This is a genomic window from Rhizobium sp. AG855 (genome assembly GCF_003610655.1).
Taxonomy (GTDB): Bacteria; Pseudomonadota; Alphaproteobacteria; order Rhizobiales; family Rhizobiaceae; genus Allorhizobium; species Allorhizobium wuzhouense.
On the sequence record NZ_RAQG01000003.1, the window covers coordinates 2,806,869 to 2,826,011 of the forward strand.

17 protein-coding genes are annotated in these 19,143 nt (G+C 61.8%); 11 read left to right on the forward strand and 6 right to left on the reverse strand.

The window, feature by feature from the left end:
* Position 1: 1 nt before the first annotated feature.
* Complete coding sequence (locus tag DFO46_RS14015; RefSeq protein ID WP_120277712.1) at positions 2-616, forward strand: hypothetical protein; 615 nt, start codon at positions 2-4, stop codon at positions 614-616.
* On the opposite strand, the gene DFO46_RS14020 is transcribed toward DFO46_RS14015, so the two are convergent.
* Together DFO46_RS14020 and DFO46_RS14025 are read right to left on the reverse strand one after the other, a co-directional pair.
* Positions 605-2,020: a DUF6880 family protein gene (locus DFO46_RS14020; protein WP_120277713.1), complete on the reverse strand. Its 1,416-nt coding sequence runs from the start codon at positions 2,018-2,020 to the stop codon at positions 605-607. The two genes, DFO46_RS14015 and DFO46_RS14020, sit on opposite strands and share 12 nt — an antisense overlap.
* Before the next feature lie 66 nt (positions 2,021-2,086).
* Positions 2,087-3,358 carry a DUF3422 family protein gene (locus DFO46_RS14025; protein ID WP_120278260.1) on the reverse strand — a complete coding sequence of 424 codons (1,272 nt, stop codon included), beginning with the start codon at positions 3,356-3,358 and terminating at the stop codon, positions 2,087-2,089.
* A gap of 181 nt (positions 3,359-3,539) precedes the next feature.
* Here DFO46_RS14025 and DFO46_RS14030 point away from each other — a divergent pair, with 181 nt between their 5' ends.
* The 8 genes from DFO46_RS14030 (at position 3,540) to DFO46_RS14065 (ending at position 12,319) form a co-directional block, all read left to right on the forward strand.
* A complete protein-coding gene (locus DFO46_RS14030) occupies positions 3,540-4,373 on the forward strand; it encodes a FadR/GntR family transcriptional regulator (protein ID WP_120277714.1) in 834 nt (277 codons plus the stop codon).
* A 209-nt stretch (positions 4,374-4,582) separates the two neighbouring features.
* Complete coding sequence (locus DFO46_RS14035; protein WP_120277715.1) at positions 4,583-5,920, forward strand: glycosyltransferase family 1 protein; 1,338 nt, start codon at positions 4,583-4,585, stop codon at positions 5,918-5,920.
* Entirely contained in the window at positions 5,917-6,666 is a 750-nt protein-coding gene (locus DFO46_RS14040; RefSeq protein ID WP_120277716.1) for an HAD-IIB family hydrolase, read from the forward strand. Before DFO46_RS14035 ends, DFO46_RS14040 begins: the two co-directional genes overlap by 4 nt.
* A 174-nt stretch (positions 6,667-6,840) precedes the next feature.
* On the forward strand, positions 6,841-7,353 hold the full coding sequence (locus DFO46_RS14045) for an NUDIX hydrolase (RefSeq protein ID WP_183041899.1): 513 nt from the start codon (positions 6,841-6,843) through the stop codon (positions 7,351-7,353).
* Positions 7,354-7,521: 168 nt separating this feature from the next.
* The gene (locus tag DFO46_RS14050) at positions 7,522-9,030 is read left to right on the forward strand and encodes an inorganic phosphate transporter (RefSeq protein WP_120277717.1); all 1,509 of its coding nucleotides are present in this window, start codon (positions 7,522-7,524) and stop codon (positions 9,028-9,030) included.
* A 19-nt stretch (positions 9,031-9,049) separates the two neighbouring features.
* Positions 9,050-9,787 (forward strand): 16S rRNA (uracil(1498)-N(3))-methyltransferase, encoded by a 738-nt coding sequence (locus tag DFO46_RS14055; RefSeq protein ID WP_120277718.1) that lies wholly within the window; start codon positions 9,050-9,052, stop codon positions 9,785-9,787.
* A 142-nt stretch (positions 9,788-9,929) separates the two neighbouring features.
* Positions 9,930-11,303 (forward strand): glutamate--cysteine ligase, encoded by a 1,374-nt coding sequence (locus DFO46_RS14060; protein WP_120277719.1) that lies wholly within the window; start codon positions 9,930-9,932, stop codon positions 11,301-11,303.
* A 119-nt stretch (positions 11,304-11,422) separates the two neighbouring features.
* A complete protein-coding gene (locus DFO46_RS14065) occupies positions 11,423-12,319 on the forward strand; it encodes a DUF937 domain-containing protein (protein WP_120277720.1) in 897 nt (298 codons plus the stop codon).
* 78 nt (positions 12,320-12,397) lie between these two features.
* Here the strand turns inward: DFO46_RS14065 and DFO46_RS14070 are convergent, their stop codons facing one another.
* Entirely contained in the window at positions 12,398-14,893 is a 2,496-nt protein-coding gene (locus tag DFO46_RS14070; RefSeq protein WP_120277721.1) for a methyl-accepting chemotaxis protein, read from the reverse strand.
* 209 nt (positions 14,894-15,102) lie between these two features.
* Complete coding sequence (locus DFO46_RS14075; protein WP_120277722.1) at positions 15,103-15,402, reverse strand: DUF1127 domain-containing protein; 300 nt, start codon at positions 15,400-15,402, stop codon at positions 15,103-15,105.
* Positions 15,403-15,593: 191 nt separating this feature from the next.
* Between DFO46_RS14075 and DFO46_RS14080 the strand changes: the two genes are divergently transcribed.
* Positions 15,594-16,547, forward strand: a complete 954-nt coding sequence (locus DFO46_RS14080; protein ID WP_110790356.1) for a LysR substrate-binding domain-containing protein — start codon at positions 15,594-15,596, stop codon at positions 16,545-16,547.
* A gap of 9 nt (positions 16,548-16,556) precedes the next feature.
* Here DFO46_RS14080 and DFO46_RS14085 read toward each other — a convergent pair whose 3' ends face one another.
* Together DFO46_RS14085 and DFO46_RS14090 are read right to left on the reverse strand one after the other, a co-directional pair.
* Positions 16,557-17,183 (reverse strand): TetR/AcrR family transcriptional regulator, encoded by a 627-nt coding sequence (locus DFO46_RS14085; RefSeq protein WP_120277723.1) that lies wholly within the window; start codon positions 17,181-17,183, stop codon positions 16,557-16,559.
* 140 nt (positions 17,184-17,323) lie between these two features.
* The gene (locus DFO46_RS14090) at positions 17,324-18,463 is read right to left on the reverse strand and encodes a patatin-like phospholipase family protein (RefSeq protein WP_120277724.1); all 1,140 of its coding nucleotides are present in this window, start codon (positions 18,461-18,463) and stop codon (positions 17,324-17,326) included.
* Between the two features lie 198 nt (positions 18,464-18,661).
* On the opposite strand from DFO46_RS14090, the gene DFO46_RS14095 reads away from it, so the two are divergent.
* Complete coding sequence (locus tag DFO46_RS14095) at positions 18,662-19,138, forward strand: hypothetical protein (protein ID WP_120277725.1); 477 nt, start codon at positions 18,662-18,664, stop codon at positions 19,136-19,138.
* The last annotated feature ends 5 nt before the right edge of the window (positions 19,139-19,143 follow it).

The window sequence follows — 19,143 nt, forward strand, 5'->3', positions numbered from 1 at the left end:
TATGGCCCAAGAAATAAACTCCGCAACTTCTGAGGTTTCTCTGAACATATATGACGCGATAGGCACCTCAACCGTGAGGGGCTTTCGGCAGTCGTTAGCAAAACTGCTGTTTCACCTTGCTCTCTATCTCTCGTTCATAGGCGGGAGCATATGGCTGACATGGGAATTCTATGTCACTAACGATGCCAGATTTCTGGTCGTTCTTGCTTGCTTGGCTTTCTTTGCCGTCGCCCTCGGCGCGACCATACATAGAATTCTTGTGTTGAGCGGAGACGTGGTGATCCTCTCCCCAGAGGGCTTCCACGACCTGCGTTTGACGGCGAAGCTTGTACCTTGGAACCTCATCGAGGACGTCTCGGATTGGCGCTTGCGCGGCAAGTCTGCCTCTACAATCATTTTAAAGCTTCATGGCGATGCAGAAGACAGCCTCCCACTAACCCTCTATGGTCGATTGATGCGCCCCTATGAAAGGCTACTCGGGATCCGGGGCATCGCTGTGCATACCTGGACCCTCGACATCTCCCACGTCAGGCTCTTGCGGCTCGTCCACGCTTACGTGGCAGCGGCGAAAAAGTCAGATAGCGCGCTTAACAATCCCACACACTCAACCGCCTGAGAGCCCACCCGGCACCGAACTCCAGAAGCCATACTTCTTCGAATGATTGCGCCTGAGCTCAGCGAGAAAGGCGGCATGGGTCGATAGGCCGTGGCCTTCCGGCAGGTTCGGCATGAGGCGTGCGAGTTCGCCGACATAGCGGCCAGCATGGGGATAGGCCATGCCGATGCCGCGCCGCAGGATATCTTCGACGAGGACACGGTAGAGCACGACCGCAGCGAGCGGCTCTTTCGCGAACAGCGCTTCGGCGGCAGGGGCGAGGTCGTCGTAGTGGCGACCTTCCCAATCGTGGCTGTGGCGCAGCACATGGGCGGCGGCGAGATCGAGGCGCGGCCAGGCGAGGAAGAAGTCGAGCGCGAGATAGATATCCTCGTGCTCTTTCGCGAGCGCCAGCGCCCGGTCGAGTTCGTCGAATTCGGCGAAGTCGTCGAGTTTCGACAGGTAGAGCTTGAGGACGGCTGGATCGAGAGTTTCGCCGAATTCCCGCCAGCGCAGTTCCTGGGCATCCTCGCGGCGCTTCAGCCTTTCCAGGATCTCGGCTTCCAGCAGACGGCGTTCATGGGCGCCGTAATCGGGGCCGACGGAGGCGAGCACGCCGTTGACCGGAATGAGGCGCACACCGCGCGGGCGCTCCCGCACCCATTCCAGCGCATCCTCGAAGCGACCGGCCTGATGCAGCAAATCGGCGACGGCCAGCGTATCGCGGCGATTGTCTGGCTTCTGACGCTCCAGCGCCAGGAAGTCGTCAATGTCGCCCTGATGCAGAGCGAGCGATTGCAGGAGATCGAGGGCGCCGAGCTTGAGGGGTTCGGAAGGCAAGAGTTCGGCCAAGGCCTTGCGCCAGGCACTCGCCGCCGGTGACGAGATGATGCCGGTCAGGGCGCGCAGGAAACCGGTGTGTTCGCCGTAGCGATCGCGCAGCCGCAGTCGTTCCAGATGCGGCACCAACAGGGCCTGCTCCTCGGCGCCGACGGTCTTGATGAGCTCGATGGCCGCGAGTTCCGTATCCTCGAAGACTTTCCAGAGACGGGCATTGTCGGTTGCCATCCGGGCAGCGAGCGGGAAACGCAGGCCCAGGAAACGCAGGATGCGTTCGGCTGCGGCCTGGGGATCCACGGCGCCCAGTTCGGAAAGGATGTTGCGGGCCAGGGCGGCAAATTCCCCCGCCAGATCACGGGCGCGTGCCCGGTTGATGCGGGTCGTCGCCTGGTCGATCTGGTCGAGGCGCCTGTCGATCAGGCGGGCCATCTCGTCCGGGCCTGTCTCACCGGCGAGCGCCGTCTGCAACCGCGCCTTCAGCGCCTTGTTCGCAGCGGCCTCTTCCAGCAGGATGTCGACCAGTTTCTCGAGCCCGAGCCCGGACAGGCCCTTCTTGTCGAGCTTCGCCTTGGTCTGCTTTGCCATTCTGCCTGTTACCTGCCGCTGTCAGCGATCTTATATCGACCGGCACGGTGGGTCAGCAAGGGCAGATCAACCTTCCCGTACGTGGCTGCGGCGGATCCGCCGCACCACCCACCAGACGCCGAGAACGGCGAGCGGCACCGACAGGCCCGTGATGATCGCGGGATCGACCGGCAGAAGATCGTGCGGAATGGCCTTGGCGGCGTAACCGACGAGACCCACAACATAGTAGGAAATGGCGGCAACCGAGAGGCCTTCGACGGTCTGTTGCAGGCGAAGCTGCATTTCGGCGCGGCTGTTCATGGCGGCGAGCAGGTCTGAATTCTGGCGCTCCATCTCGACATCGATCCAGGAGCGGACGAGACCGGTCGCCCGCGACAACTTGCGCGACAGGTTGGCCTGACGTTCCTCGATGGACTGGCACGTGCGCATGGCGGGTGCCAGACGGCGTTCCAGGAAGGAGCCCAGCGTTTCATGGCCCGGGACCGGCGTCTCGTCGAGCGTCTTCACGCGTTCGCGCACGATGCCGTCATAGGCGCGACTGGCGCCGAAACGGTAGAGGCTCAGCGCCGCATTGGCTTCGAGTTCGGCGGCAAGGCGCGTGATCTCGGCCAGCATGGCATCGGCCTCTTCCCGGGCATGGGCTTTCATGCGCTGGGTGACCGCTGTCAGGCCATCCTCGATACGGCGGATCTCCGGCGACAGCGTCTGGGCGAGCGGCAGGCCGAGCATGGCCATGGTGCGATAGGTCTCGATATCGAGCAGGCGCTGGACGACGGCACCCCGGCCCGCCTCGGTCATGCCACGATCGATCACGAGGATCTGGGTGAGGCCATTGCCGTCCTGGCGGAAGTCGGTGAGCACGGCTGCCTGACCATTCTTCAACTCGCTGTAGCAGAGGCTCGCCGGATCGAAGGCGTTGCGGGCCTCCGCACTTTCCGGTCCGTCCGGGCGCAGCTCAAGGCGAATGCCCGAGATCAGGGGTCCGGGCGCAACAAAGCCATCGCCGAACGGATGGATCGGCACTTCGCCGCCAAAGGTATCCGGCAGCGGACCGTCCCAGAACCAGGTCGAAAATTCTGTGTGGCGCTCCCAGCGCAGCGTCCCCTGCCCCCATGGCAGCGCCTGGTAACGGGCCTGCTTGTCCGGCAGCGGCGCGCCGCGAGCCCGCGACATTTCGGCGATGGCCGCGTGATGAACCGCAGAACCGCCATCCATCATGAAGGCCAGCTGGAAGATGACACGGCTGGATTTCACCAGGGCATAGGGACGCGCGTGGATCTCACCGAGCGCCAATGCCCGCTCCGGCGCCATCGGAAATGCGAAATCACCCTTTGCCACGTTCACCTGTCTCCCTTGCCCTTCGTCAAACTAGCAGCGCGGTCGCATCGGAGCAAAGGCGCAATCGTCACAGGGCATAATCGCTCCGCAGTTTTTATCGTCAGACGGCGGCATCAGAACTGGCCAAATTATTTGACCAATCTGCGCGACGCTTGGTAAGTCTGGCGCCAAGGAGATCCATGTGAGCGACAGCGACGAGACACTCTTTTCCGGCGTTCCCCACAGCCGGACAGCGGACGAGGTGGTGCAGCAGATCGAACTGCTGATCCTCGACGGCGTGCTGCGCGACGGTGACCGTTTGCCGGGCGAACGGGATCTGGCGCAGTCGCTCGATGTGTCTCGGCCGATCCTGCGTGAAGCGCTGAAAGAGCTGGAAACGCGCGGGCTGCTGGTCAGCCATCACGGCGGCGGCACCTTCGTTGCCGACATCATCGGACAGGTTTTCTCCAAGCCGGTGACGGAACTGATCTCGCGGCATGCGCGGGCGACGCGAGACTATCTGGAGTATCGCCGCGAACTGGAGGGCCTGACCGCAGAACTTGCGGCCCAGCGCGCGACGGAGACTGACAAGGCGCTTCTGGCGCGGATCATCGACGACATGCGGCGCGCCCATGCCGACGCCGAGCCGGAGGCCGAACTTGCGGCCGATGTCGAGTTCCACAATGCGGTCGGCGAAGCGGCCCACAACATCATCCTGCTCCATACGATGCGGGCCTGTTATCGCCTGCTGTCGGAAGGCATCCTGTTCAATCGCAAGGCCGTGTTCTCGCTGCCGAGCGCCCGGGAGCGGCTGCTCGAGCAACATGTGGCCATCCAGGAGGCGATCCTTGAGGGTAATCCCACAGCCGCCAAGCAGGCGGCGCAGGCCCATATCGATTTCGTCATGCAGGCAGCAGCCGAAAGCGCGCGCTCCGACGAATGGGGCCGGATCTCGAAACTGAGGCTGATCCGCCGCGAGGGCACCCAGCCGGCGACACGGGCAACACGGTTGCCGCGGGACCCGGCTTCCGACTGAAGTCGTGGACGCGTCCGGTCGTCCGGAAGCGGCCGACATCCACGACCATCTGACCACCGTCGGGGATGGCATGACCATGCGACCGGTCTCGTCGATTTGCGACAAATCACGCCATTTCGGGAATTTTTATCCCTCAAGACGGAACAAAATTCGACTTTTCATGTTATCTTCCCGCTTCATACGAATGAATTTTCCAGAACGGGGGACCCATGGCACCGACATCGGACGCATTGGAGACACCGCGCATCGCGCTCATCTCCACACATGGATACGTTGCCGCACAGCCGCCGCTGGGGGCCGCCGACACCGGCGGACAGGTGGTCTATGTGCTGGAACTTGCAAAGAAACTCGCCCAGCTCGGCCACAAGGTGGACATCTATACTCGACGCTTCGAGGACCAGCCTGAGATCGACGAGGTGGACGAGACGGTGAGGGTGATCCGCATTCCCTGCGGCGGTCGCGACTTCATTCCGAAGGAATATCTGCACCGGCATCTCGGCGAATGGAATGAGAAGGCGCTGCGCTTCATCAAGCGCGAGGGATTGAAATACCTGTTCATCAACAGCCACTACTGGGATGCCGGAGTCGCCGGACAGCGGTTGTCGGAAGCGCTGGGCGTGCCGCATATCCACACACCGCATTCGCTCGGTCTGTGGAAGAAACGGCAGATGGAGACGGACTACCCCGAACGGGCGGACAGGTTCGAGCAGGAATTCAACTTCAAGGAACGCATCCAGCACGAACTGATCATCTATCGCAGCTGTCAGCTGGTGATCGCGACGACGCCGATCCAGCTCGACATGCTGACGGAGGATTACGGCCTGCCGCGCAACCGGGTCCATATGATCCCCCCGGGCTATGACGATAACCGCTTCTATCCCGTTTCGGAATCGTCGCGGCAGATGGTGCGGCAGCGGTTCGGTTTCGAGGGCAAGACGGTTCTGGCGCTTGGACGGCTTGCGACAAACAAGGGTTATGACCTGCTGATCGACGGTTTCGCCGTTCTGGCCGAGCGGGTGCCGGAAGCGCGGCTTCGTTTGGCGCTGGGCGGTGAAAATCTCGATGCGCAGGAGGAGCGCATTCTTGCGCAGTTGAAGCAGCAGGTGGTCGAGCTTTCGCTCACCGACAAGGTGGAATTCACCGGCTTTGTTGCCGACGAAGACCTGTCCGACATGTATCGGGCGGCCGACCTTTTCGTTCTTTCAAGTCGCTACGAACCCTTCGGCATGACCGCGATCGAGGCCATGGCGAGCGGCACGCCGACCATCGTCACCATCCATGGCGGGCTGTTCAGGGCCATCAGCTATGGGCGGCATGCACTCTTCGCCGATCCTTTCGACAGGCACGATCTCGGCATTACCATGATGAAACCGCTGAAACATCCCCGCCTTTACGGTCGCCTGTCGCGGATGGGTGCCCACAAGGCCCGCAGCCTGTTCACCTGGACCGGCATCGCACAACAGCTCGTGGCTCTTGTCGAAGGGCGTCCGGTGGCGCAAGCTCTGGAGGAAAGCGACTGGGCAGAACCATGGAACGACGGGGATTGAAACCGATCCGACTGTTTTCGTCTGATCTGGACGGGACACTTGCGGGAAACCGCGAGGGTACGGCTGAGTTTGCGCGGCTCTGGAAGGCCCTTCCCGACGCCGAGAGGCCATTGCTGGTCTACAACAGCGGGCGACTGATCGAGGATATGCTGGACTTCACCTTCGAGCAGGGCCTGCCTGCAGCCGACATCCTGATTGGTGGCGTCGGCACCATGGTCCATTCGCAAACCCATCCGCACCTGACTGCGGCCTATCGTGAGCAGATTGCCGAGGGGTTCGACGCCGATCTGATCGAGGCCGAACTTGTCATGCTCGAACGGCTGACGCGGCAACCGGCGCATTACCAGCACGACTACAAATCGAGCTGGTATATGCATGATGCGACGGCGGAGGAGATCGCGGAGCTGGAGCGCATGCTGGCAAGCTCCGGGCACCGGGCGCGGGTCGTCTATTCCAGCGCCCGTGATCTGGATGTGTTGCCGGAGATTGCCGACAAGGGTCAGGCGCTCGCCTGGCTTTGTCGCGAACTGGGCGTCAGCCTGGACGCGGTGGTGGTGGCGGGTGATACCGGAAACGACCGCGCCATGTTTGAGCTGGACGGTGTCCGTGGCATCCTGCCGGGCAATGCCCTGCCCGAACTCGCCAGCCTGGCGCAGGCGAAGAGCGGCATGATTGCAACCCAAGGCGAGGCAGCCTGGGGGGTCATCGAAGGGCTGAGGGCATTTGACGTGTTTGCGTCATCATGAGTCCCTAGAATGTCGGGGAAAGGCGAGGTCCGGGGACCGGATGTCGCATTGAAATGGAACCGACGTGCTAACACCTGATAGGCAGCCATAACCAAGCTGTGCAAAGCGACGCGGATTGTCGTGCTTCATTAGTATTTTGTCGTATTCTCATCTACGAATCGAGGTGAACGTTCATTGGGTATCATCGGCCGCATCACATCCAACCTCAAGCTCATGCTGCAGCGTCCGCCGCGGCAGCAATTTGCCGCGATCTGCCATCGCCGCAAGAAGAAGACGGGCGAACTGGAGGTTCTCGTGATCACCAGCCGGGATACGGGCCGGTGGGTCATCCCGAAGGGCTGGCATATGCCGGGCAAACAGCCGCATGCCATTGCCGAGCGCGAGGCCTATGAAGAGGCGGGCATCAAGGGCAAGGCGACCTCCGAGCCATTCGGCTATTACACCTACATGAAACGTATGCGTGGCGGCCACAAGGTGCTGACACGGGTGCAGGTGCATGCGCTTGATGTGAAGAGCCTTCTGAAGGAGTTTCCGGAAAAGGGGACGAGACGGCTCGAATGGGTGAGCTGCGAAGAGGCGGCGAAGCGGGTGGACGAGCCCGAACTGAAGACACTGTTCCTCGCTTTCGGCAAGCAGGCGGCCATTTCCCCGGATGCATCCGGCAAGATCACGGCAAACGTCGCCTGAACGCCCTTGCAACAATACTGTCATATTGAATGTCCGCCCCTTTGCCGCTAGGCGTTCGGGATCGAAGCGAAGCGGGAACCGATTTGGCCACCGCTTTCGTTTCACATCATTCTGACACCATGCCACCTACGAGGAACCGGAAGGGAACCTCTTCCGGAAAGCATCGCCATGGGTAAGACGACGCCAAAGCTCGTAAAGCCGACACTTGACAAGGATCTGGAGAAAATCGCCCAGGTCGAGGAAGCCTCGCAGCATGTTTCGCGCGGCCTGGCTCCCTATGGGCTCTCCCTGATATTCCTGATCCTGGCGGCCACCATGGCAGCGGGGGCCGCCATGGACCGCCCCGGCGTGACCATCATCATGGCGGCAGCGGCACTCGCCGCCTATATGGCCATGAACATCGGCGCCAATGATGTGACCAACAATGTCGGTCCAGCAGTCGGTGCCCGCGTGATCAGCATGGGCGCAGCACTTGCAATGGCGGTGGTCTTCGAGATCGCCGGAGCGATGATCGCGGGCAATCAGGTCGTCGCGACGATTTCACAAGGCATCATCTCGTCCTCGGCGGCCCCGACCGCCAGCATCTATGTCTGGGCGATGATGGCAGCCCTGCTCTCGGCCGGTCTCTGGGTCAATTTCGCCACCTGGATCAACGCCCCTGTTTCGACCACCCATTCCATCGTGGGGGGTGTGCTGGGCGCGGGCGTGGCGGCCGTCGGTCTCGGCTCGCTGAACTGGGGCATCGTTGCCGGGATCACCGCGAGCTGGGTGGTTTCACCGATTCTCGGTGGTGCAATTGCCGCGCTGGTGCTGGCCTTCATCAAGGAATTCATCATCTATCGCGACGACAAGATCGCCTCGGCACGACGCTGGGTTCCGGTGCTGGTCGCCGTCATGACCGCAACCTTCGTCACCTATCTCAGCCTGGAGGGCCTGAACCAGATCACGCCGATCTCGCTGCCGAACGCTCTTGCGATCGGTGCCGTCGTCGGGATTGTCGCGTGGTTCGTCGTCACGCCGCTGGTCCATCGGCAGGCCGAAGGGCTGGAGAACCGCAATCAGTCGCTGCGCAAGCTGTTCCGCCTGCCGCTGATCTTCGCTGCAGCACTCCTGTCCTTCGCGCATGGTGCCAACGACGTGGCAAATGCCATCGGCCCGCTGACCGGGATCGTCGAGGCGACCCGTGCGAACAACGGCAGTGTCGCCAGTGGCGACCCGCAGCTCTGGGTCGTTCTGATCGGCGCACTCGGGATCTCGCTCGGCATCCTGCTCTTCGGGCCAAGGCTGATCCGCATCGTCGGCCAGGAGATCACCAAGCTCAACCCGATGCGGGCCTATTGCGTGTCGCTGTCGACGGCAACGACGGTCATCCTCGCATCGGCGCTCGGCCTTCCCGTCAGTTCGACACATATCGCGGTCGGTGCCGTCTTCGGCGTCGGCTTCTTTCGCGAATGGTATACCCGCAACTCGAAACGCCGCGTGGAATATATGCGGGCCAAGGCCGAGCGGTGGGATGTGGAGCCGAAGCCGGAACGCAATCCGGAAGAGGTGCGTCGGCGCTATCTGGTCCGCCGCTCGCATTTCATGACGATCGTCGCGGCCTGGGTGATCACGGTTCCCGCCTCAGCCGGGCTTGCAGCCGCGCTCTATTGGGTTATGTCTCTCACCGTTCTTTGATCGCGGAGACAAGACTTCCATGCGTGCCAATTACCGGATGCAGCGGCTCTATGTGACCGCCGACCTCATCTTGAACCAGGGCTTTGAGGCGACGGCGGAGCAGTTCAACTATCTCGCCAATGTGCTTCGCTTCGAGGAGGGGGCAGAGCTGCTCGTCTTCAATGGGCGGCATGGCGAATGGAGAGCCAAGGTCCATTTCCCGTCGCGCAAGAAGATCCTGATCACGCCTGCCGAGGAAACCCGCCCCCAGCCTGAGGATTGCGACCTGCATTTCCTCTTTGCGCCCCTCAAGGTCGGGCGCATGGACTATCTCATCCAGAAGGCCGTGGAGATGGGCGCCGGCATCCTGCAGCCGGTGATGACCCAGCATGTGCAGGGCAAGATCGGCAGCATCGAACGGTTGCAGGCCAATGCTGTCGAAGCGTCGGAACAATGCGGCATCCTTGCCATTCCCAGGGTTGCCGAACCGGTGAAGCTGCGGGATCTTCTGGATGGGTGGCCGGCGAACCGGCGTATCATCTATTGCGACGAGGACAGCGCCACGCAAAATCCCCTTCCCGCCCTCTCCCGCATCGAAGAAACATCGCTCGCGCTGCTGGTCGGCCCCGAGGGTGGCTTCTCGGACGACGAGCGCACGCTTCTGCGCTCGCTGCCCTTCGTCACGGCCATTCCGCTCGGACCGCGCATCCTGAGGGCCGATACCGCAGCCGTTGCCGCGATGGCGGTCGTCCAGGCGGCCATTGGCGACTGGCGCTAGCCTTCCCTGCCCCCTTATCCTTGTTCCAGTTTTTTGAGTCGTGCTTGAGAGAATTTCACTTGCACGGCATATGAATCCGGTTCAATCAGCCTGTCGAACGGGCGCCCTTGCCCAGCGACGACGCCTCAAAAAGGTAGCTTTCATGGCCCGTGACACCACCGACCAGACGCCCCTCGGAACTCTCGACGACATGGCGGCCTACATGGACGCCGGTTCCAAGCCGAAGGAGCAGTTCCGGATCGGGACGGAGCACGAGAAATTTGCCTTCTTCAGAGCGGACAACAGTCCCGTCCCGTATTTCGGCGAGGCCAGCATTTCGGCCCTTTTGAAGGGCATGCAGGGAAAGCTCGGCTGGGAGCCGATCATGGACGGCGAGAACATCATCGGTCTCGGCGAACAGCATGGCATGGGCGCGATTTCGATCGAGCCGGGCGGGCAGTTCGAGCTGTCGGGGGCGCCGGTCGAGACGCTGCACCAGACGTGCAAGGAATCCAACCAGCATCTGGCCGTCCTGCGCGAGATTGCCGAACCCATGGGCATCCGCTTCCTCGGGCTCGGCGGCAGTCCGAAATGGACGCTGGCCGAGACGCCGCGCATGCCGAAATCCCGCTACGACATCATGACCCGCTACATGCCGAAGGTCGGCACCAAGGGCCTCGACATGATGTACCGGACCTGCACGATCCAGGTGAATCTCGACTTCTCATCCGAGGCTGACATGCGGCAGAAGATGCGGGTCTCGATGAAGCTGCAGTCGCTTGCGACCGCGCTGTTTGCCTCCTCGCCCTTCACGGAAGGCAAGCCGAACGGACTTCTCTCCTGGCGCGGCGATATCTGGCGCGACACCGACAACCAGCGCGCCGGCGTGCTGCCCTTCACCTTCTCCAAGGATTTCTCCTTCGGTGACTATGTGAACTGGGCCATCGATGCGCCGATGTATTTCGTCGTGCGCGACGGCCGTTACCACGACTGTACCCACGTTACCTTCCGCCAGTTCATGGATGGCGCGTTGAAGGGCGAGATCGCCGACTGGGAACCGCAGCTCGGCGACTGGACGAACCATCTGTCCACGCTCTTCCCGGATGTCAGGCTGAAACGCTTCCTCGAGATGCGGGGCGCCGATGGCGGCCCCTGGCGCCGGATCTGTGCGCTTCCTGCCTTCTGGGTCGGTCTTCTCTATGACGATGCCTCCCTCGCGGCCGCCGATGCAGCGACCGCCGACTGGACGGTCGAGGACGTGATCGCCATGCGCGACAGCGTGCCGGTCCAGGGCCTGAAAGCCAGCGTTGCCGGCCGCCCACTGCTGGACGTGGCGCGCGAGATGGTTGGAATCTCCCGTCAGGGCCTGAAAGCCCGCGCGCGGCTGAACGGCGACGGGCAGGACGAGAGCATTTTCCTCAACACACTGGACGAAGTGCTCGCCAAGGGCACGACCCTCGCGGACGACCTTCTCGGCCTCTATCACGGGCGCTGGAACGGCTCGGTGGAACCGGTCTTCGAAGAATACCAGTACTGATACGCGGCATCGCGATGCAGGCAAGCGACCCTGGGCAAAACCGTAGAAACCGGTTTGCGCAGGGTTTTTTCCGTCTATAGTGCACCGAACATCCGCACGCATTTCGGGAGAAGACGTCCATGCTGCCATTGTTCGACATGATGCTCCAGGCTCAGAACGGCAACGCGATGGACGCCATGGCGCGTCAGTTCGGGCTGGCGCAGGAACAGGCGGCAAAGGCGATCGCCGCCCTCACGCCCGCCTTTGCCTCGGGCTTCAAGCGCAACACGGCAAACCCTTACGACTTCTCCGCCCTGCTTTCGGCGATGAGTTCCGGCAACTATGCCAAATATTTCGAGGACATGAATTCGGCCTTCACACCCCAGGGCATTGCCGATGGCAACCAGGTGCTGCAGCAGTTGTTCGGCTCGAAGGAAGTGTCCCGAGCGATCGCTGCACAGGCAGCGCAGCTGACCGGCATCGGCCAGGACATCCTCAAGCAGATGATGCCTGTCATGGCCGATACGATGATGGGCGGGTTGTTTAAACAGGCGACCGGGCAATTTGCCGGTGCCAATGCGTTCGCCACGTCGCCAATGGCCACCATGATGCAGCAGTGGCTGGAAAGCACCGGCCTGCAGCCCAAGCCCCAGCCGCAGGCGGCCTCGATGTTCGACAATCCCTTCACCCGCGCGTTCCAGGACATGATGGGCGGGCAGAAGAAGCCGGAGCCGCAGGCCCCGGCCAATCCTTTCTTCGCAAACCCGTTCGCCAAGGCATTCCAGGACATGGCTGCGGCCTATACCGGCCAGAGCGCCGCCCAGCCGGAAGCGCCGAAGCCGGAGGCTGCCAAGGCGCCTGAGAAGGAGGCACAGGAAGGCTTTTCCGCCATGATCAACACCATGTTCGACAGCGGGCTCGAGGTGCAGAAGAGCTACCAGAAAAGCATGGAGCAGATCTTCGAGACCTATCTGACAGCATCAAAAGGCGAGACCGCGACCGCCGAGGAACCGCCGGAACCCAAAGACAAGGCCTGAGACAGGCTGCCCTGCCCCACACCAAACGAAAACGGCGCGGTTTCCCGCGCCGTTTTCGTTTGAAACAGTTGTCGCTCCTCAGAACTCTTCCCAATCGGAATTGGACTTGGTGTCCTTGGCCTGGTTGAGCTTGGCGCCAAGGCCGATCGAGATCTTGTCCATCAGCGACCGGGCCGGTGAGGCGACCGAACGGCTGCCGGCTTCAGCGGCGGCAACGCGCGGTTTGGCCGCGGGACGGACCGGTGCTGCGGGAGCTGGCGGTTGGCCAGCACTGCCGGTCGGCGTCTTGCGGCCGAAGCCGGTGTCGCGCTGATCGGCGAAGCGGTTCTGGATCGTTGCGGATCCCGCCTCGACGGTGAACTGGCCGACCAGATCCGACAGCATTTCGGCATCGCGCGTGAGACCGGCCATCTCGGCATTGGTCTGCTCGGCGGCGCGAGCATTGTGTTGCGTCACATCTTCCATGCGACCGACGGCGGCGTTGATTTCGTTGAGGCTTGCCGACTGCTGCTTGGACGTGGATGCGATCGAGTGGATGTGGTCACCGATCTGGACGACCTGTCCGGCGATCGAGGAAAGGACCGTGCCGGTCTGGCGCACGAGACCAACACCGTTCGAGACTTCCTCGCCGGACTTGGTGATGAGGGCCTTGATGTCCTTGGCCGCCGTTGCCGAGCGCTGGGCAAGTTCGCGGACTTCCTGGGCAACGACCGCAAATCCCTTGCCGGCTTCGCCCGCGCGGGCAGCCTCGACGCCGGCATTCAATGCCAGCAGGTTCGTCTGGAAGGCGATTTCGTCGATCACGTTGATGATCTTGGAGATTTCGCTGGATGCGTTTTCGATGCGTTGCATGGCATCGACCGCACCGCCGACGATCTCGCCGGAGCGATCCGAATTGGCGCGGGCCTCGAGCGCCAGGCGCGAGGCGTTCTCCGCCCGTTCCGACGAATGGCGGATGGCATCCATGATCTGGCGGATGGCGGCCGAGGTTTCGACCAGGGCTGCGGCCTGCTGTTCGGTGCGATGGCTGAGATCGGCCGTCGAGGAACTGACGGCACTGCTCTTGCGGTTGATCTCGGCGACATTGCCGTGAACGGCCGAGACGGTGCCGGACAGCCGTTCCAAGGAGGCATTGAAATCGAGGCGCAGACGGTCGAGGTTGCCCGTGAGTGGCTTGTGGATGGTGGCCGTGAGGTCGCCATTGGCCAGACGCTGCAGCGCAGTCCCCAGCACATCGATCGCCTCGGTCAGTTCCGCCTGAGCGGCCGCGCGCTCGGCTTCGCGGGCGTGACGTTCGTTTTCAGTTGCCGTCCGGCGGCTTTCGTTCTCGCTCTCAAGCTCGCGCTTGTCGATCTCGGCCTGGCGGAAGACGGCAACAGAGCGGACCATGTCGCCGATCTCGTCCGAGCGCTCGAGGCCCTTGAGTTCGATATTCGTGTCGCCATCGGCGAGACGGCCCATGGAGCCGACGAGTTCGGAAATGGGACGGGTGAGCGTCCGGGAGAACAGAAGGCCAATCAATGAACCAGCCAGAACCAGAATGGCGCCGAAACCAATCGACTTCATCCCGGCGGACACGAGCTCCGCCCAGACCTCTTCCTCACCGATCAGTGCAATCACCGACCAGCTGACATCGCCGAACTGGAGCGGGACGACCGCCGCATAGCTGTTGATGCCGCGATAACCCTCGATCGTGCCGGTGGCATCCTGGGCAGTTTGCGCCGCCGCCATAAGGGGCGAGGTGATGCTCACCTTCAGCGTGTCGTCTCCAGGGGTGCGGGTGCTATCGGAGACCAGCAGTCCGGCCTTGTCGACCATGAGCGTTTCGCCCGTCTTGCCGAGACCGCGTGTGTTCGAGAAGATCGCGTTGATCTGATCATTCGGCAGCTGGTACGCGAGAACGCCGAGCTTGCGGTCGTTCATGATGATGGGAACGGCGACGAAGGATGCGGGCGCGCCTGCCGACGGGGCGTAGGATTCGAAGTCCGAATTGGCAAAAACCTCGGGGTCATCGCTCTGAATGACCTTCTGGAACACCTTGGCAAGGCCGGTATCCTTGTAGGGACCCGTCAACAGGTTGGTGCCGAAATCGGTTTCCTTCATGACCGTATAGACGATGTTGCCTTCGGCATCGATCAGGAAGATGTCGTAGTAGCCCTGTGCCTGCTTGTGCTTGAGGAACGTGGTGTGACCCTGGCGGTGGGCACGGTCGTAATTGTCCTTCTTCGCGCTTTCGAGCTTGAATTTCTCCCCGACCGGATTGGGATTCTCGTCGATGTAACGCCGATGCAGCTCGGTTGCGGGATCGTCGCCGAGTTTGCTCCAGGCGCCGGTAATGCCGAAGAGAGCCTGCTGCGTCATCATGTTGGACGCCGTCTGCTGCGCATCGAGCCTGATTCCGTCGAGGAAGCGACGGGTTTCGTTCCGACGACCGTCCGCCGTTGCCTCAAGCTTCTGGAAAACCTGCTGGTCGAGAATGCGGCTCTGCTGGACCAGACCGATCGCAACGGATGCGCTCAGGATGACCAGGGCAAATAGGGTCGCAGCGACGGGCAATTTTGTCGAAATGCGCATGCAGGATCTCCACGAGAATTAACGCGCTCAAGCCAATTCATGGCTGACACATGGCCGTTAGCAAGTGGTTACTCCCGGCTCGTTTCCTTTCGCATTTCACAGCAGATTCGGTTATTTTAGCGTTTACAAAAAAGCCCGGTCCGGATTTTATCCGGGACCGGGCAAAGGGCAGGGCTATTGGCTGTCACCCTGCGGGGATTGGAATGGTCTCACTCGGCCTTTCGGCCGCGCAGCGCCTGTTCGGAACGGCGCTTGGCGAGCCGTGTCAACTGCTGCGAAGGATCGTCAGCCAGACCGGCCTCTTTCAGCACCTGGGCGACGTCGGAGCGGCTGAGGCCGACGTCGTTCAGCAGGCGATCATCGAGATCGGCGAGGTTGTTGGCAGCAAGACGATTGCGAAGCGACGTCCAGCGGGTCCGGATCCAGACGAGCGCATGGTCCAGATGCGCGGTCTGCGGCGGCTGGGAGATTGCGAGGTCGAGGTCGAGAATCCGTTCGGTCGTGCGCATGGCTTTCATCCTTTTGACAGGCACGAGGAGACCGGCCCCGGTCGCGGCGGCGACGAGGCGATGAAGGCTGGAGTGGAACGATTGGCCTTGGGCGGCCGGCGGGAATGCTTCGCCAGAATGTCGAAATGATATTGATCAGTCCAACGAATGTTTCTAATGATAAGTATCAACCTCTCTGATGGATGCTTTTCATGTCGGCTCCTCTCGATATCGACCAACTGCAGACCTTCATCGCCATCGTCGATACGGGCAGTTTCACCAAAGCTGCGGGTCGGGTGTTCAAGACGCAATCGGCCGTCTCGATGCAGATGCGACGGCTGGAAGAGCGCGTGGGCAAGCAGCTTTTCATCAAGGATGGACGCGGCAACCGGCTGACCGCCGATGGCGACAAGCTGCTGAACTATGCGCGGCGGATCATCCGGCTGAACTCAGAGGCGATTGCAGCCTTCGACGACAATCGGCTGGAGGGCACGCTCAGGATCGGCACGCCCGACGACTATGCCGACCGCTACATGCCCGAGATCATCGGCCGCTTTGCCAAGACGCATCCGAATGTCGAACTCTACATCGTCTGCGAGCCTTCCGTGGACCTGGCCGAGAAGATGGGACGGGGCGAGCTCGACATCGCGCTTGTGACCCACAATCCGCTCTTGCGGCAGTCGGACGTGGTGCGCACCGAGCCGCTCTGCTGGGTCGGTTCGGCAAACCATCCGCTGAAGGACGACGCACCCGTGCCGCTTGCTGTCGGGCGGCGTGACTGCCAGTGGCGGCAACTCGCCTGCTCGGCGCTCGACGCGGACGGACGCGACTATCAGGTCCTGTTCACGAGCTGGTCGTCGACCGTGGTTGCTGCGGCCGTGCTGGCCGGCATGGCCGTTTCGATCCTGCCGGAATCGGCGCTGAGGACGGGAATGAAGGTGCTGACGGCCAACGACGGCTTCCCGCCGCTGCCGCCGGTGCAGATCGGATTGATGAAGCGGCCGGGTTTCTCGGTCTCGCTGCTCAATGCGATTACCGATCATATCACCGCCTGCCTGGACAACATCACGCCGGCCCAGGTCGAAGATGACATGGATGGAGAGCCGAAGACCATTGCGCGGCACTACCCGCGGCTCAAGGCCGGCAACATGATCCCCGGCTGGTGATCCGTGACGTCAGTAGACGAAAAGCGACTTGCGGACGATCTGGTGCCAGCGGTCGAGATATAGTCTTGCGGCTTCCGGACCTTGGCTGGTGGCAAAACGGATCACATCGCCGCTCGTGATGATGAACAGCTTCAAGGTGACGCGAACCTTGCCCAGATCCTCGGCAGGGATCAGATGGGCGAGATCCTTGAGAAATATCCCCATCAGGTGTTCATGATAGTCGTTCGACAGGTGGTTGAGATCCTTATCCGACTGGATCGCGTGCCAGATCGACATGAAGATGGGCTGTTCGCGGAACAGGGTGTGGAGTTCGAACAAGGCATCTGCCCCGCGATCGGACGCCTCCTCCAGCGAATTCACTCCCGCAAAGATCTGGGTGACCCTGTCTTCGATCTGCATCGAGAGGCGGTCGTGCAGGGCCTTGAGCACGGCAGCCTTCTGCGGAAAGAACTGGTAGAGCGATCCGATAGGGATGCCAGCGCGCTGGGCGATCTCACTCATCGTGACGGTGGAGACATCCTTCTCCAGCACGAGGGCCATGGCCGAGTCCAAGATGGCTTCAAGCCTCTGGACGCTGCGCTCTTGCTGGGGCAACTTGCGCAATGCCAGGCGCACTACCGAAGTACGGTCTATCATCGACTTCCAACCGACATATCATGCGTCGGCTCCCTTGATCATCTGAAAGAGCAATAGGACGGCGCCGTCGCCAATTGGTTAACGGACTGTCAGTTATCCCCACCCGCACCCTTTAACACAAAAAAGGTCGGAAGAGACGGTCACGTGCCGACGTGCAGATGACGTTCGCGTGCCAGATCGAAGATCTGGATGCCATCCCGAGGCCGGCCGCGGCCGCGCCATTTCGGGTGCTTGAGCGTATAACTGGCGTCATCATATCCCGCCTTCCAGTGCTCCTCGATCGAGCGGCGGGAAAATTCGACATCCATCGCATGGGTCGTATAGGAGGCGCGGCGATGGATGAGGTGGACGATGGTGACGTCGTATTCCTGGCCGATCGAGCGCAAGATCTTGGCGTCTTCATCATCGCGAAACTCCGGCGGCAGCTTGTCCAGCAGGCGCTTGGCGGCGCGACGGACGATCTGGCGGCGGGCGAACTCGTCGGTATTCATGCGGGTACGGCTGGAGTAGCGAATTTCCTTCACCCGGCTTTCGACCTCGAACTGGTCTCGCGGCATGTCGCCCCGCGCATTGAACAGGTCGATCTGGAATATCTCCAGGTCGCGGGTCGCGTCACTGACGTTCAGGACATGCTGAAGCGGGGTATTGGAAACGAGACCGCCGTCCCAGTAGGAACGGCCATCGATCTCCACTGGCGCAAAGCCGGGCGGCAGGGCACCGGAGGCGGCGATGTGGCGAACATCCAGGCGGGTCTGGCGGTTGTCGAAATAGGCGAAGTTGCCCGAGCGGACCTCGACCGCGCCGAGGCTCAAGCGCGTCTGGCAATCGTTGAGCAGATCGAAATCGATCAGGCGTCCCAAGGTCTTCAGCAGAGGCTCGGTATCGTAATAGCTGACGCGGGTATCGGCATTTTCGAGCAGCTGCTGGGGCGTCAAGAGGCGCGGCGAGAAGAAACCGGGCACGCCGAACATCGTGGCGGCCATCGCGGCGGCATCGTTTTGCATCCGGCGCAAGCTATCGTTCGGCGCGGTCCAGCCGAAATCAAACCGGCTCGAGACCGTGTGCCAGAAGTCGCGCAGATGGGCGATGCGCTTTTCCCGCGGGCTGCCGGCAATGATCGCCGCATTCACCGCACCGATCGAGATGCCGGCGAGCCAGTCCGGTTCCAGTTCGTTTTCATGCAGGGCCTCATAGGCGCCCGCCTGATAGGCACCGAGTGCACCGCCACCCTGGAAAACGAAGATACGGTCGGTCTCGGAATTGGTGACGGCGTCTGACATGGCTTCATCCCGACAAATTGCTGCAACGCAATAGATAGATGGCGCGGGACCGCGAAACCAGTGCCTCCGCCGCAATGCTGTGTTCACTTTTCGAATTCCTTCCCGGGATGCCGTTCACCCCAAAAGTAATTCGACGGCCAGACGACTTCTGCCTTATGTTCGGGCGCGCCGATCTAACCAACAGAGGACCGACCACGCATGCCGCTGCCGACCTTTAGCCTTCGCCCTGCCCTGCTTGCGGTCCTTCTTCTGACGAGTTCCGTACCGAGCATCGGTATCGACGCGGCGCTCGCGAGCGAGGCCGAAACCGATCGCCAGATCGAGAACCTCCTCGGCGATCCCGCAGACTACAAGGAGCTCTTCTACGCGTTCCAGAGTGCCGTGGCCGAGGGCAAGGCCGAAATCGCCGTCAGCCTCGTGTCCTATCCGATCACCATCAGCATCGGCGGAGAAGACGCGACGTTCGAGACCGAGGAGCAATTGTTGGCGAGCTACAATGACGTTTTCACGGACAAGATCGTCACCATCATACGCAACCAGGACTACGGCCAAGCCTTCGTCAACAGCGAGGGCCTCATGTTCGGCGATGGTGAGGTTTGGATCAGTGGCGTTTGCGAAGACAACGCCTGCAGCAGCAGCCTGCCTCGCGTCATCACCATCCAGTCCGTCGACTGACCGCA

What these genes read in the sequence shown, in the direction of transcription:
- DFO46_RS14095 (WP_120277725.1), top strand. Translation starts at nt 18,662, where the DNA reads ATGCCGCTGCCGACCTTTAGCCTTCGCCCTGCCCTGCTTGCGGTCCTT.
- DFO46_RS14060 (WP_120277719.1), top strand. Translation starts at nt 9,930, where the DNA reads ATGGCCCGTGACACCACCGACCAGACGCCCCTCGGAACTCTCGACGAC.
- DFO46_RS14020 (WP_120277713.1), bottom strand. Translation starts at nt 2,020, where the DNA reads ATGGCAAAGCAGACCAAGGCGAAGCTCGACAAGAAGGGCCTGTCCGGG.
- DFO46_RS14055 (WP_120277718.1), top strand. Translation starts at nt 9,050, where the DNA reads ATGCGTGCCAATTACCGGATGCAGCGGCTCTATGTGACCGCCGACCTC.
- DFO46_RS14090 (WP_120277724.1), bottom strand. Translation starts at nt 18,463, where the DNA reads ATGTCAGACGCCGTCACCAATTCCGAGACCGACCGTATCTTCGTTTTC.
- DFO46_RS14080 (WP_110790356.1), top strand. Translation starts at nt 15,594, where the DNA reads ATGTCGGCTCCTCTCGATATCGACCAACTGCAGACCTTCATCGCCATC.
- DFO46_RS14035 (WP_120277715.1), top strand. Translation starts at nt 4,583, where the DNA reads ATGGCACCGACATCGGACGCATTGGAGACACCGCGCATCGCGCTCATC.
- DFO46_RS14065 (WP_120277720.1), top strand. Translation starts at nt 11,423, where the DNA reads ATGCTGCCATTGTTCGACATGATGCTCCAGGCTCAGAACGGCAACGCG.
- DFO46_RS14085 (WP_120277723.1), bottom strand. Translation starts at nt 17,183, where the DNA reads ATGATAGACCGTACTTCGGTAGTGCGCCTGGCATTGCGCAAGTTGCCC.
- DFO46_RS14050 (WP_120277717.1), top strand. Translation starts at nt 7,522, where the DNA reads ATGGGTAAGACGACGCCAAAGCTCGTAAAGCCGACACTTGACAAGGAT.
- DFO46_RS14075 (WP_120277722.1), bottom strand. Translation starts at nt 15,402, where the DNA reads ATGCGCACGACCGAACGGATTCTCGACCTCGACCTCGCAATCTCCCAG.
- DFO46_RS14015 (WP_120277712.1), top strand. Translation starts at nt 2, where the DNA reads ATGGCCCAAGAAATAAACTCCGCAACTTCTGAGGTTTCTCTGAACATA.
- DFO46_RS14070 (WP_120277721.1), bottom strand. Translation starts at nt 14,893, where the DNA reads ATGCGCATTTCGACAAAATTGCCCGTCGCTGCGACCCTATTTGCCCTG.